This is a genomic window from Pseudomonas sp. CCI1.1, assembly GCF_034348165.1.
In the GTDB taxonomy this organism is placed as follows: Bacteria; Pseudomonadota; Gammaproteobacteria; order Pseudomonadales; family Pseudomonadaceae; genus Aquipseudomonas; species Aquipseudomonas paracarnis.
This window is the reverse complement of the sequence record NZ_CP133780.1, coordinates 3373218-3386098: the sequence shown is the minus strand read 5'-3', so window position 1 is coordinate 3386098 and position 12881 is coordinate 3373218. Positions and strand designations below refer to the sequence as shown.

Sequence of the window (12881 nt, the reverse complement as noted above, 5' to 3'; positions counted from 1 at the left end):
TCAAAAAAACCTATAAAATCAACTTGCGACACTTATTTAAGAGTTATCCAAGAAGAGCAAAAGCAAAAGCCCGCCCTAACAGGCGAAAAGCATCTGGGTATTGCGAACAAAGTTCGCATATCAAAATCAAAAGCGTAGAACTCAAATTTTTATATTCAATAAATTTTGAGTAGCAAAACTTTCAAAAATCAAAACCTTTGAAATTGCCGTTTTTAGACGATTTACCATCTTGTGCGTATGGTAATACCGGGAATTAAAACACGCCGTTTTTAGCTTGTTTCTGTTGACGCACTAGAAAAGTGCATTGAGTTTTTTCTACGTTTTTTGTCGGTTTTTTGAGTTTCAATTTTCTTGGATAGTCGTTTTTTGGCTTAAAATCAATGAAAAACGTTGTCAATAGAAAACCGAAAATATATTTAAGGTGGGACCTTAATTATCAAATAGAGGTCAACCATATTCTTTAAATTTCACAGAATATGAAATGACCATCCACCGCGTTCATCTGGTAATTTTTCAAGCTTGAACAACTTCAACCGCTAAAAACGACCTAGCAGGCCAATATGTTGTATTCAGTCTTTGGTAGGCAGAACATAACTTGATAGCCCTGTATTCACGTAATTCCAGATTTTTTTTGATATTAAGCCGCGATCTAAAAAATACTCAGCAGCAAATAGAACTCTTGGAGCTAATTGTTTTGCATCTTGTATATGGCCATTGGCTGCCAAGTTAACACAATATCTGGTCACAACTTTTAATGCGACCTCTTCATCATTTATCTCATCACGAACAGCTTCATCAACTATGCTTTTATAATCGGATAGCGAAATAAAATTTGGATTCAACTCGTTATCAACTTTATAGTCTTGCCATAATATCTGTTTGACTATTTCGTAATGCTTCTGTCTATTTTTATAGTGCCCAAACATATTAGTTACCTACACCGATGAACCCAGCGAAATAACACAAACACTAACCCATGGCGTGTCATTTTGCCATCATGCTTTTTGTCGCTTTTTATGTAGAGGTTTTTGCAGAGCTTAGTGGCAATCTAAATAGTAAATGGTCTGATAATCATTCTTAGGCTAATCCTCACCTGAGTATGAGACACATTCGATCCATGGTTGACCCTTTCCCGCACTGCTGCAGAGCCGCAGCACGTCAAACGGTCTGGATAAGAAGGATAGCTTCAATACACCGTTTCAGGTGTGCAGAGCGAAGCCGAAGCGGACGCCACCGGGAGGCGGTTTTTCCCAAGAAAAGGGTATGAGAAGGGTAGATTTTTTGGATAGAAAAAGGGGTAGAAATTTCTTTCTACCCCTTTTCTAAGTCCTTGATTTACAAGGAAAATTATGGTGCCCCGAGGGAGACTCGAACTCCCACTCCTTTCGAAAACGGATTTTGAATCCGCCGCGTCTACCAATTCCGCCATCAGGGCTCAATGGCGGCGAAGTATAGAGATGAGATTACCGTTGGTCAATCACGTTTCATGGTCTATTTTCACTATTTCCGCTAGACTTCCCGGCCCTGCTAGACGAACCCCATCATGCGCGTTGCTGACTTTACTTTTGAGCTCCCTGATTCGCTGATCGCTCGCCACCCTTTGGCCGAGCGTCGCGCCAGTCGACTGCTGACCCTGGACGGGCCCAGCGGTGCCCTCGCACACCGTCAATTCACTGATTTGCTTGAGCATTTGCGCCCAGGCGATCTGATGGTTTTCAACAACACCCGGGTGATCCCGGCGCGGCTGTTTGGCCAGAAAGCGTCCGGCGGCAAGCTGGAAATCCTGGTGGAGCGGGTGCTGGACAGCCATCGCGTGCTGGCCCATGTGCGCTCCAGCAAGTCGCCCAAACCGGGGTCGAGCATCTTGATCGAGGGCGGTGGCGAAGCCGAGATGGTGGCGCGCCACGATGCCTTGTTCGAGCTCAAGTTTGCCGAAGAAGTGTTGCCGCTGTTGGAGCGCGTCGGCCATATGCCGTTGCCTCCTTATATAGACCGCCCCGACGAAGACGCGGACCGCGAGCGCTATCAGACCGTGTACTCACAGCGCCTCGGCGCCGTCGCCGCACCGACTGCCGGGCTGCATTTCGACCAGCCACTGCTGGATGCGATTGCTGCCAAGGGCGTCGAAACCGCCTATGTGACCCTGCACGTGGGGGCCGGGACGTTTCAGCCGGTGCGTGTGGATAACATCGAAGACCACCATATGCACAGCGAATGGCTGGAGGTCAGCCAGGACGTGGTGGATGCGGTGGCGGCGTGCAAGGCGCGTGGCGGTCGAGTGGTTGCCGTGGGCACCACCAGTGTGCGTTCGCTGGAGAGTGCAGCGCGTGATGGCGTGCTCAAGCCGTTCAGTGGCGACACCGATATCTTTATTTTCCCAGGGCGGCCATTTCATGTGGTCGACTGCCTGGTCACCAATTTCCATTTGCCGGAATCCACGCTATTGATGCTGGTGTCGGCCTTTGCCGGTTACCCGCAAACCATGGCTGCCTACCAGGCCGCCATCGCTAACGAGTACCGTTTTTTCAGCTACGGTGATGCGATGTTTATCACCCGTAACCCGGCGCCGCGCGGCCCTGAGGACAACTTATGAGTCGTATGTCGTTTGAATTGCTCGCTACGGACGGCAAAGCCCGTCGTGGTCGCCTGACCTTCCCGCGTGGCACTGTGGAGACCCCGGCCTTCATGCCGGTCGGCACCTACGGCACCGTCAAAGGCATGTTGCCCCGCGACATCGTCGCCACCGGTGCCGAGATTATCCTCGGCAATACCTTCCACCTGTGGCTGCGCCCGGGCACGGAAGTGATCAAGAAGCACGGCGACCTGCATGACTTCATGAAGTGGCAAGGGCCGATCCTTACCGACTCCGGTGGTTTCCAGGTGTTCAGCTTGGGCGCCATGCGCAAGATCAAGGAAGAGGGCGTGACCTTTGCCTCGCCGGTCGACGGCGCCAAGGTGTTCATGGGCCCGGAAGAGTCGATGCAGGTACAGCGCGATCTGGGTTCGGACATCGTGATGATTTTCGACGAGTGCACGCCGTACCCGGCCGATGAAGACGTGGCGCGTATCTCCATGGAGTTGTCGCTGCGTTGGGCCCAGCGTTCGAAGAATGCCCATGGCGATAACACAGCGGCGCTGTTCGGTATTGTTCAGGGCGGCATGCATGAAAACCTGCGCAAACGCTCGCTGGAAGGCCTCGACAAGATCGGCTTCGACGGCCTGGCCATCGGCGGTTTGTCGGTGGGCGAGCCCAAGCATGAAATGATCAAGGTGCTGGATTACCTGCCGGGCCTGATGCCCGCAGACAAACCTCGTTACCTTATGGGCGTTGGCAAACCGGAAGATCTCGTAGAGGGTGTGCGCCGCGGTGTGGACATGTTCGATTGCGTGATGCCAACCCGTAATGCCCGCAATGGGCATCTGTTCATCGATACAGGCGTGCTGAAGATCCGTAACGCGTTCCATCGCCATGATGATTCGCCGCTGGATCCTACCTGTGACTGCTACACCTGCCAGAACTTCTCCCGTGCTTATCTGCACCATCTGGACAAGTGCGGGGAAATGCTGGGTAGCATGTTGAATACCATCCACAATTTGCGTCACTACCAAGTCCTGATGGCTGGTTTGCGCGAGGCTATTCAACAGGGTACATTGGCCGCCTTCGTCGATGCCTTCTATGCCAAGCGTGGCCTCCCTGTGCCGCCCTTGGACTGAGTTTTCCGACCCTAAGATTCACTATTTGCAACTGGAGTGCTAAATGAGCTTTTTTATCTCTAACGCCATGGCTGACGCCGCTGCGCCTGCTGCTGCCGGCCCTATGGGCGGTGGTTTCGAGTGGATTTTCCTGGTCGGCTTCCTGGTCATCTTCTACCTGATGATCTGGCGTCCACAGGCCAAGCGCGCCAAAGAGCAGAAAAACCTGCTGGGCAGCCTGCAAAAAGGCGACGAAGTCGTGACCACTGGCGGTATCGCCGGCAAGATCACCAAGGTCTCCGATGCTTTCGTGGTACTGGAGGTCTCCGACACCGTGGAAATGAAGTTCCAGAAGGGCGCCATCGCCGCCACGCTGCCTAAAGGCACGCTCAAAGCGATCTGAGTAACAACCTTTACCAATCGACGGGGCGCGCAAGGCGCCCCGCGTTATAAGCGGGCGGCGTGATGCTGAACAAATACCCTCTGTGGAAATACGTACTGATCCTGGCGGTGCTGGCGATCGGTTTTATTTATTCCGCTCCCAATCTCTATCCTGATGACCCGGCGATCCAGATCTCTGGCGCCAGCACTTCGCTGCAGGTCAATCAGGCTGACCTGGACCGTGCGAGCAAAGCGCTCACCGACGCGGGTATCCAGGTTAAAGCGGCAACCTTGGCGGCTGGTTCCAAAGGCGGCTTGTTGCGCCTGACCAAGCAAGAAGACCAATTGCCGGCCAAGGATGTCGTACGCAAGGCCATGGGTGACGACTACGTTGTCGCGCTCAACCTGGCCCAGACCACGCCACAATGGCTGCGCAGCATTGGCGCGCACCCGATGAAGCTGGGTCTGGACTTGTCCGGTGGTGTGCACTTCCTGCTGGAAGTCGACATGGACAAGGCCCTGGACGCACGTCTGAAGGTCTACGAAGGTGACGTGAAGAGCCTGCTGCGCAAAGAGAAGCTGCGTTATCGCAGCCTGCCGCAGCTCAACGGCGCCATCCAGCTGGGCTTTGCTGACGAAGCATCCCGCGAACAGGCCCGTGCGCTGATCCGCAAGAACTTCAATGACTTCGACATCGTACCGGCCGACCTCAATGGTCAAGCGGTGCTGCGTCTGGCGATGAGCCCGGCCAAGATCGCTGAAATCCGCGAATACTCCATCAAGCAGAACCTGACCACGGTCCGTAACCGCGTCAACGAGCTGGGTGTAGCCGAGCCGATCGTGCAGCGCCAGGGCGCCAACCGCATCGTGGTTGAGCTGCCAGGCGTACAGGACACCGCTGAAGCCAAGCGTATCCTCGGCAAGACCGCCAACCTGGAGTTCCGTCTCGCGGCAGACCCAGGCGCTACGCGTGCCACTTCCGAAGAATTCGAATTCCGTGAAGGCAACCGTCCTCCAGCGCTGATCGAGCGTGGCTTGATCATCACCGGTGACCAGGTGACCGACGCCAAGGCCGGTTTCGGCGAGCACGGCACGCCTGAAGTGAACATCCGTCTGGATGGCCATGGCGGCGAACTGATGAGCCGCGCCACGCGCAGCAACGTTGGTCGCAGCATGGCGGTGATCTTCATCGAGCAGCGCCCGGTGACCACCTACACCAAGCAGATGGTCAACGGTGTCGAGAAAGACGTGCCGGTGCAGACCTTCAAGGAAGAGAAGAAGATCATCAGCCTGGCGACCATCCAGTCGCCGCTGGGTGCTCAGTTCCGTATCACTGGCCTGAACGGCCAGGGCGAGTCTTCCGAGTTGGCGTTGCTGCTGCGTGCCGGTGGCCTGGCGGCACCGATGTACTTCGCTGAAGAACGTACCATCGGCCCGAGCCTGGGTGCCGACAACATCACCAAAGGTGTCGATGCGGCGCTGTGGGGTATGTTGTTCGTGTCGCTGTTCATCATCGCCATCTACCGCTTCTTTGGTGTGATCGCCACTGTCGCCCTGGCGGGCAACATGGTGATGCTGCTGGCGTTGATGTCGTTGCTGGGCGCCACACTGACCCTGCCAGGTATCGCCGGTATCGTACTCACCATGGGTATGGCGGTGGACGCCAACGTGCTGATCTTCTCGCGGATTCGTGAAGAGATCGCCGCCGGTATGACCGTGCAGCGTGCAATCAACGAAGGCTTCGGCCGGGCATTTACCGCGATCCTCGACTCCAACCTGACCACACTGTTGGTCGGCGGGATTCTCTTCGCCATGGGCACAGGCCCGGTGAAAGGTTTTGCGGTGACCATGTCCCTCGGGATCTTTACCTCGATGTTCACGGCCATCATGGTGACCCGCGCAATGGTCAACCTGATCTTTGGCGGGCGTGACTTCAAGAAGTTGTGGATTTAAGGGGCTGCCATGTTACGTACAATCAACTTCATGGGCGTTCGCAATATTGCGTTCGGCGTCACCGTGCTCCTTACCGTTCTGGCGTTGTTCAGCTGGTTCCATAAGGGCCTGAACTACGGCCTGGACTTCACCGGCGGTACGCTCATCGAGCTGACCTACGAGAAGCCGGCCGACGTTACCCTGGTGCGCAGCGAGCTGGTCAAGGCCGGCTATCACGAAGCCGTGGTGCAGAGCTTTGGTGCCACCACCGACCTGCTGGTGCGCATGCCTGGCGAAGACCCGCAACTGGGTCACCAGGTAGCCGAGGCCTTGCAGAAGGTGGGCGGCGATAACCCGGCGTCGGTCAAGCGCGTCGAGTTCGTCGGCCCGCAAGTGGGTGAAGAACTGCGCGATCAGGGCGGCCTCGGCATGCTGATGGCGCTGGTCGGCATCATGATCTACCTGGCATTCCGCTTTCAGTGGAAGTTCGGTGTCGGCGCCATTGTGTCGCTGATCCACGACGTGATCGTGACCGTGGGTATCCTGGCCTACTTCCAGATCACCTTCGATCTGACCGTATTGGCAGCTGTGCTGGCGATCATTGGTTATTCGCTCAACGACACCATCGTGGTCTTCGACCGGGTTCGTGAGAACTTCCGGGTGCTGCGCAAGGCGACGTTGATCGAGAACATCAACATCTCCACCACGCAGACCCTGCTGCGGACCATGGCGACGTCGATCTCCACCTTGCTGGCGATTGCTGCGCTGATGATCTTCGGTGGCGACAACCTGTGGGGCTTCTCCCTGGCGCTGTTTATCGGCGTTCTGGCGGGTACCTACTCGTCGATCTACATCGCCAACGTGGTGCTGATCTGGCTGAACCTCAACAGCGAAGACTTGATCCCTCCTGCCGCTACCGACAAGGAGGTCGACGACCGTCCTTGATGGGCGTTTGTTGATCCGCTGTTACAAGAAAGGCGCGAGTATTGAACTCGCGCCTTTTTTTTTGCTCCAAGGCTGGGTATAGCGCGGATCTTTCGGTCCGCTTGTGATGGTCAGGAGGTTCATGTGAACAAGTCGTTGCTGGTTGGTGCGGTATTGGGTGCTGTCGGTGTGACTGCCGGAGGCGCTGTTGCCACCTACAGCCTGGTAAAAAGCGGCCCTGAGTATGCGCAAGTACTGGCGGTACAGCCGGTGAAAACCCAGATCAAAACCCCGCGTGAGGTCTGCAAGGACGTCACCGTGACCCGACAGCGTCCGGTGCAGGACCAACATCAAATCGCCGGTACCGTGGTGGGCGCCCTTGCGGGTGGCCTGCTGGGCAACCAGATTGGTGGCGGTAACGGTAAGAAGCTGGCCACCGTGGCCGGTGCTGTCGGTGGCGGTTATGCCGGTAACAAGGTTCAGGAAGGCATGCAGAACCGCGATACCTACACCACCACACAAACTCGCTGTAACACCGTTAACGACATCAGCGACAAGGTGGTCGGTTATGACGTGCGTTACAACCTGGATGGCAAGGAAGGTACCGTGCGTATGGAGCGTGACCCTGGCAGCCAGATTCCGGTGGATAAGGAAGGTCGTTTGATCCTAGGTCAGAACCAGCAGTAATCCCAAGCCTTGCAAGGTTCAAGTGTGGGAGCTGGCTTGCCTGCGATGGCGGTGGGTCAGTAACCCGTGAGTTGGCTGGCAGGCTGTTATCGCAGGCAAGCCAGCTCCCACATTGGCTTGTATTGAGTCAGTTGGAATTGGTTTTTTGCTAAATCCCAGGCATAAAAAAAGCACCCCGAGGGGTGCTTTTTTTGTGCTCGCTCGCTTAGCGCTTCAGCGAAGCCGGCAGGTGCGGCTGGATCGCCGTCAGTACTGCCTTGAAGCATTTGGTGTTGCCAGCCACGACGTGGCCTTTCTCCAGGAAGTCATGACCACCGGTGAAGTCGCTCACCAGGCCGCCTGCTTCCTGAATCAGCAGGGCGCCTGCTGCCATGTCCCACTCGGACAGGCCCGACTCCCAGAACGCATCAAAGCGACCGGCGGCTACATACGCCAGGTCCAGGCTGGCTGCACCGGCGCGGCGGATGCCGGCGGTCTGGCCAACCAGGGCGCGGAACATGCCCAGGTAGTTTTCCAGATTGTCCATCTGGTCGTCACGGAATGGGAAGCCGGTACCCAGCAGAGCGCCTTCCAGGCTAGTGCGGCCGCTGACACGCAGGCGACGACCGTTCAGTTGGGCGCCACGACCACGGCTGGCGGTGAATTCTTCCTGGCGAACCGGGTCCAGCACAACGGCGTGTTCCAGGCGGCCACGGTATTTGCAGGCGATGCTCACGGCAAAGTGCGGGATGCCGCGCAGGAAGTTGGTGGTGCCATCCAGTGGGTCGATGATCCACAGGTAGTCTTCGCCTTCGCCACTGCCTTTGTGCAGGCCGGTTTCTTCACCGAGGATGCCGTGGGTAGGGTAGGCCTTGCGCAGGGCGTCGATGATTTTCTGTTCGGCGGCGCGATCCACCTCGGATACATAATCCTTGGCGTCTTTTTCGTCGACCTTGATGGTATCCAGGCGCTCGATGGAGCGGAAGATCAATTCACTGGCGCTGCGGGCGGCGCGCAGCGCGATATTCAGCATGGGCTGCATGGATAGGTCACCTAAGGTTGTTAAAGAAAGCCGAGCATTCTAGCAGAAACTTTCCTCAGGTGAAGGACGACGTTCGCTTTCATGGCATAACCTTAGGCGGTTCTGTAAGATTTGCTCCCCTTTCCTGTGTCCGCGAGCGCCTCCCTTGCTGCAAAACATTCGTGTCGTCTTGGTCAATACCAGTCATCCCGGCAACATCGGCGGGGTGGCGCGAGCCATGAAAAACATGGGGCTGACGCGCCTGGTGCTGGTCGAACCGCGGGTATTCCCGCACCACGAGGCGGATGCCCGTGCGTCCGGCGCCAATGACTTGCTTGAAAATGCCCAGGTGGTCGCCACCTTGGAGGACGCCTTGGTCGGCTGCAATCTGGTGCTCGGCACCAGCGCCCGTGACCGTCGTATCCCTTGGCCGCTGCTGGATCCGCGCGAATGCGGCACTAAAGTGGTGGAGGAGGCTGCTGGCGGTGCTGAAATCGCCTTGGTATTCGGCCGTGAGGACTCCGGCCTGACCAACGAAGAGCTGCAGCGATGTCATTACCACGTGCATATCCCATCAGACCCTGAGTTCAGCTCGCTGAACCTCGGGGCTGCGGTGCAGGTGCTGACTTACGAAGTGCGCATGGCCTGGCTGGCCGCTGCCGGCCAGCCGAGCAAGGTGGAAAAGGAAGAGGTTGCATCGACCAAAAGTGGCGAGTTGGCCACCATGGACGAGCTGGAACGGTTCTATGAGCACCTGGAGCAAACCCTGGTTGCCATCGAATTCCTCGACCCTGAAAAGCCACGGCACTTGATGGCGCGCCTGCGTCGTTTGTACGGCCGCAGCTCGGTGAGCCGGGCTGAAATGAACATATTGCGTGGCATCCTCACGGAAACCCAGAAAGCGGCCCGTGGTGAGCTTCTTAAGCGGAAGGATTAAAAATGTTCGAGCGTTTGCGAGAAGATATCCAGAGTGTTTTCCACCGTGACCCGGCGGCGCGCAATGCCTTTGAAGTGCTGACCTGCTACCCGGGCATGCACGCGATCTGGATCCACCGCCTGTCCGGCGCCCTGTGGGGCATGGGCTGGAAATGGCTGGCGCGGCTGGTATCGAACTTCGGGCGCTGGTTGACCGGTATCGAGATCCACCCGGGTGCCAAGGTGGGCCGTCGGTTCTTTATCGATCACGGCATGGGCATCGTGATTGGCGAGACAGCCGAGATCGGCGATGACGTCACCCTCTATCAAGGCGTGACCCTGGGCGGCACCACCTGGAATAAGGGTAAGCGCCACCCAACGCTGGGCGATGGCGTGGTAGTAGGGGCGGGCGCCAAGGTGCTCGGGCCGTTTACCGTGGGTGCCGGCGCCAAGGTTGGCTCCAACGCGGTAGTGACCAAGGCTGTGCCGCCGGGTGCCACGGTTGTGGGTATTCCAGGCCGCATCATCGTCAAGCCGCAAGACGGTGATGAGCAAGAGGCCAAGCGCAAGGCGATGGCCGAGAAGATTGGTTTCGATGCCTATGGCGTCAGTGAAGATATGCCCGACCCGGTGGCTCGTGCGATTGGTCAATTGCTTGATCATTTGCAGGCGGTGGACGGCAAGCTGGAGGGTATGTGCGGGGCGCTGAAGGAGTTGGGCAGCCCGTACTGTGCCAAAGACTTGCCTGAACTGCGTGAGGAGGATTTTGCTGAAATCAAGGACGAAGCCGCTACCACCAAGGCGGGCTGAGCGCGGTCTCTTGTGGGAGCTGGCTTGCCTGCGATTGCGGTGGGCCAGCAACCGATAAGCAAGCTGATAGACAGCTATCGCAAGCAAGTCAGCCCCCACATTTGATCTCCATTGGCTCGGTGGTCTTGCAGCAGGCCTGGTTGCGCTGTTCGATCCCACCCCATCCTGCTATGATTCGCGCGCCCTTTTTACGGGTATTCCTGACTAAAGTACTAGGTCTTATAGTTGACTTAAATACTCGGGAATCGCATACTTGCTCCCATTCTGAAACACCTTGGTACTTGTCCATGAGACTGACTACAAAAGGCCGATACGCGGTGACCGCCATGCTCGACTTGGCCTTGCACGCGCAAACTGGGCCGGTGTCCCTGGCCGATATCTCCGAGCGCCAAGGCATTTCCCTGTCCTATCTCGAGCAGTTGTTCGCCAAATTGCGCCGTAGCAATCTGGTTTCCAGCGTTCGCGGTCCGGGTGGTGGCTATCAGTTGTCCCGCGACATGCAGGGCATTCAGGTGGCCCAGGTGATCGACGCGGTCAACGAATCCGTCGATGCCACCAAATGCCAGGGTTTGGGTGACTGCCATGCCGGTGACACCTGCCTGACGCACCACTTGTGGTGTGACTTGAGCCTGCAGATCCATGAGTTTTTGAGTGGTATCAGCTTGGCTGATCTTGTGACTCGCCGTGAGGTGCAAGAAGTAGCCCAGCGTCAGGACCAGCGCCGTTGCAACACCAAGGCGCCGCGTCTGGACAAGATTGAAGCGTCCGCCGTCGAGTGACAGCCGAAGAGCTAACGGCACGCCAGCCAGCCTGATTTAGGAGAAAGTCCATGAAATTGCCGATTTACCTTGATTACTCAGCGACCACCCCGGTTGATCCGCGTGTCGCGCAAAAAATGAGCGAATGCCTGCTGGTCGACGGAAACTTCGGCAACCCGGCCTCCCGCTCCCACGTATTCGGCTGGAAAGCCGAGGAAGCGGTCGAGAACGCTCGTCGCCAAGTCGCTGACCTGGTCAATGCCGACCCGCGCGAAATCGTCTGGACCTCTGGTGCCACCGAGTCCGACAACCTGGCTATCAAGGGCGCGGCGCATTTCTACGCGACCAAAGGCAAGCACCTGATCACCACCAAGATTGAGCACAAGGCTGTCCTGGACACCATGCGCCAACTGGAGCGTGAAGGTTTCGAGGTTACCTACCTTGAGCCAACCACCGACGGTATCGTCACCCCGGCCATGATCGAAGCCGCGATGCGTGAAGACACCATCCTGGTTTCGGTGATCCACGTGAACAACGAAATCGGCACTATCAACGACATCGCCGCCATCGGCGAGCTGACTCGCTCCAAGGGCGTGTTGCTCCACGTCGACGCTGCTCAGTCCACTGGCAAGGTCGATATCGACCTGTCCAAGCTGAAAGTCGACCTGATGTCGTTCTCGGCCCACAAGACTTACGGCCCTAAAGGCATCGGTGCTCTCTACGTAAGCCGCAAGCCGCGCGTACGTATCGAGGCCACCATGCATGGCGGCGGTCACGAGCGCGGCATGCGTTCGGGCACCCTGGCGACCCACCAGATCGTCGGCATGGGCGAAGCTTTCCGTGTGGCCAAGGAAGACATGGCTGCCGAAAACGTGCGCATCAAGGCCCTGAGCGATCGCTTCTACAAACAGGTCGAAAACCTTGAAGAGCTGTACATCAACGGCAGCATGACCGCTCGTGTACCGCACAACCTGAATTTGAGCTTCAACTACGTCGAAGGCGAGTCGCTGATCATGGCGCTCAAGGACCTGGCGGTATCGTCCGGTTCGGCCTGCACCTCGGCGTCCCTTGAGCCTTCGTACGTACTGCGCGCCCTGGGCCGCAACGACGAACTGGCCCACAGCTCGATCCGCTTTACGTTCGGCCGCTTCACCACCGAAGAGCAAGTCGACTACGCCGCGCAGAAGGTCTGCGAAGCCGTCAACAAGCTGCGCGTTCTGTCGCCACTGTGGGACATGTACAAAGACGGTGTCGATATTTCCAAGATCGAGTGGGCGGCACACTAACTATAGAAGCCGCCACCCAAGCTCTGTAGGAACGTGGCGGAAAACGCAGGCGTTTCTACAGGGTTCCAGAGCGGCCCTGATGAGTGAGGATTCAGTACCATGGCTTACAGCGAAAAGGTCATCGACCACTACGAAAACCCGCGCAACGTCGGCAAGATGAACGCGGAAGATCCAGATGTCGGCACCGGCATGGTCGGCGCCCCGGCGTGCGGCGATGTAATGCGCCTGCAGATCAAGGTCAATGATGCTGGCGTTATCGAAGACGCCAAATTCAAGACTTACGGCTGCGGTTCGGCCATCGCCTCCAGCTCCCTGGCGACCGAATGGATGAAAGGCAAGACCCTGGATGAGGCTGTCACCATCAGCAACACCCAGCTGGCCGAAGAACTGGCGTTGCCGCCAGTGAAAATCCACTGCTCCGTACTCGCTGAAGATGCCATCAAGGCAGCTGTTCGCGACTACAAGCAGAAGAAAGGCTTGATCTAAGCATTTGGC

General features: G+C 57.0%; 13 protein-coding genes and 1 tRNA gene. 11 read left to right on the top strand and 3 right to left on the bottom strand.

Annotated elements, in window-relative coordinates; translation table 11 throughout:
• Positions 1 to 569: 569 nt before the first annotated feature.
• Both RHM69_RS15200 and RHM69_RS15195 read right to left on the bottom strand, forming a co-directional pair.
• Positions 570 to 926 (bottom strand): hypothetical protein, encoded by a 357-nt coding sequence (locus RHM69_RS15200; RefSeq protein ID WP_143129379.1) that lies wholly within the window; start codon positions 924 to 926, stop codon positions 570 to 572.
• A gap of 424 nt (positions 927 to 1350) precedes the next feature.
• Positions 1351 to 1435, bottom strand: a tRNA-Leu gene (locus tag RHM69_RS15195).
• Between the two features lie 108 nt (positions 1436 to 1543).
• On the opposite strand from RHM69_RS15195, the gene queA reads away from it, so the two are divergent.
• The 6 genes from queA to RHM69_RS15165 all read left to right on the top strand — a co-directional run bounded on the left by queA (position 1544) and on the right by RHM69_RS15165 (position 7617).
• Entirely contained in the window at positions 1544 to 2593 is a 1050-nt protein-coding gene (gene queA, locus RHM69_RS15190) for a tRNA preQ1(34) S-adenosylmethionine ribosyltransferase-isomerase QueA (protein WP_019817221.1), read from the top strand.
• A gap of 5 nt (positions 2594 to 2598) precedes the next feature.
• The gene (gene tgt, locus RHM69_RS15185) at positions 2599 to 3714 is read left to right on the top strand and encodes a tRNA guanosine(34) transglycosylase Tgt (RefSeq protein ID WP_161937012.1); all 1116 of its coding nucleotides are present in this window, start codon (positions 2599 to 2601) and stop codon (positions 3712 to 3714) included.
• 43 nt (positions 3715 to 3757) lie between these two features.
• Positions 3758 to 4096, top strand: a complete 339-nt coding sequence (yajC, locus tag RHM69_RS15180; RefSeq protein WP_003175975.1) for a preprotein translocase subunit YajC — start codon at positions 3758 to 3760, stop codon at positions 4094 to 4096.
• A 62-nt stretch (positions 4097 to 4158) separates the two neighbouring features.
• Positions 4159 to 6027 (top strand): protein translocase subunit SecD, encoded by a 1869-nt coding sequence (gene secD / locus RHM69_RS15175; RefSeq protein ID WP_014719826.1) that lies wholly within the window; start codon positions 4159 to 4161, stop codon positions 6025 to 6027.
• A gap of 9 nt (positions 6028 to 6036) precedes the next feature.
• Positions 6037 to 6951: a protein translocase subunit SecF gene (gene secF, locus RHM69_RS15170; protein WP_014719825.1), complete on the top strand. Its 915-nt coding sequence runs from the start codon at positions 6037 to 6039 to the stop codon at positions 6949 to 6951.
• Between the two features lie 123 nt (positions 6952 to 7074).
• Positions 7075 to 7617 (top strand): glycine zipper 2TM domain-containing protein, encoded by a 543-nt coding sequence (locus RHM69_RS15165; RefSeq protein ID WP_003194023.1) that lies wholly within the window; start codon positions 7075 to 7077, stop codon positions 7615 to 7617.
• Between the two features lie 205 nt (positions 7618 to 7822).
• Here the strand turns inward: RHM69_RS15165 and suhB are convergent, their stop codons facing one another.
• Positions 7823 to 8638, bottom strand: coding sequence for an inositol-phosphate phosphatase (gene suhB / locus RHM69_RS15160; protein WP_005791195.1), 816 nt, complete (start codon positions 8636 to 8638; stop codon positions 7823 to 7825).
• A 145-nt stretch (positions 8639 to 8783) separates the two neighbouring features.
• Here suhB and trmJ point away from each other — a divergent pair, with 145 nt between their 5' ends.
• From trmJ to iscU, 5 genes are all read left to right on the top strand, one after another.
• A complete protein-coding gene (trmJ, locus tag RHM69_RS15155) occupies positions 8784 to 9554 on the top strand; it encodes a tRNA (cytosine(32)/uridine(32)-2'-O)-methyltransferase TrmJ (protein ID WP_014719824.1) in 771 nt (256 codons plus the stop codon).
• 2 nt (positions 9555 to 9556) lie between these two features.
• Complete coding sequence (cysE, locus tag RHM69_RS15150; protein ID WP_014719823.1) at positions 9557 to 10342, top strand: serine O-acetyltransferase; 786 nt, start codon at positions 9557 to 9559, stop codon at positions 10340 to 10342.
• A gap of 287 nt (positions 10343 to 10629) precedes the next feature.
• Entirely contained in the window at positions 10630 to 11121 is a 492-nt protein-coding gene (gene iscR, locus RHM69_RS15145) for a Fe-S cluster assembly transcriptional regulator IscR (RefSeq protein ID WP_003194020.1), read from the top strand.
• Positions 11122 to 11171: 50 nt separating this feature from the next.
• Positions 11172 to 12386: an IscS subfamily cysteine desulfurase gene (locus tag RHM69_RS15140; protein WP_003194019.1), complete on the top strand. Its 1215-nt coding sequence runs from the start codon at positions 11172 to 11174 to the stop codon at positions 12384 to 12386.
• Between the two features lie 99 nt (positions 12387 to 12485).
• Positions 12486 to 12872 carry a Fe-S cluster assembly scaffold IscU gene (gene iscU, locus RHM69_RS15135; protein ID WP_003175965.1) on the top strand — a complete coding sequence of 129 codons (387 nt, stop codon included), beginning with the start codon at positions 12486 to 12488 and terminating at the stop codon, positions 12870 to 12872.
• Positions 12873 to 12881: the final 9 nt, after the last annotated feature.

Coding starts and splice junctions, on each gene's coding strand:
- tgt (WP_161937012.1), top strand. CDS start 2,599: ATGTCGTTTGAATTGCTCGCTACGGACGGCAAAGCCCGTCGTGGTCGC.
- iscR (WP_003194020.1), top strand. CDS start 10,630: ATGAGACTGACTACAAAAGGCCGATACGCGGTGACCGCCATGCTCGAC.
- secD (WP_014719826.1), top strand. CDS start 4,159: ATGCTGAACAAATACCCTCTGTGGAAATACGTACTGATCCTGGCGGTG.
- cysE (WP_014719823.1), top strand. CDS start 9,557: ATGTTCGAGCGTTTGCGAGAAGATATCCAGAGTGTTTTCCACCGTGAC.
- queA (WP_019817221.1), top strand. CDS start 1,544: ATGCGCGTTGCTGACTTTACTTTTGAGCTCCCTGATTCGCTGATCGCT.
- iscU (WP_003175965.1), top strand. CDS start 12,486: ATGGCTTACAGCGAAAAGGTCATCGACCACTACGAAAACCCGCGCAAC.
- yajC (WP_003175975.1), top strand. CDS start 3,758: ATGAGCTTTTTTATCTCTAACGCCATGGCTGACGCCGCTGCGCCTGCT.
- RHM69_RS15200 (WP_143129379.1), bottom strand. CDS start 926: ATGTTTGGGCACTATAAAAATAGACAGAAGCATTACGAAATAGTCAAA.
- secF (WP_014719825.1), top strand. CDS start 6,037: ATGTTACGTACAATCAACTTCATGGGCGTTCGCAATATTGCGTTCGGC.
- suhB (WP_005791195.1), bottom strand. CDS start 8,638: ATGCAGCCCATGCTGAATATCGCGCTGCGCGCCGCCCGCAGCGCCAGT.
- RHM69_RS15140 (WP_003194019.1), top strand. CDS start 11,172: ATGAAATTGCCGATTTACCTTGATTACTCAGCGACCACCCCGGTTGAT.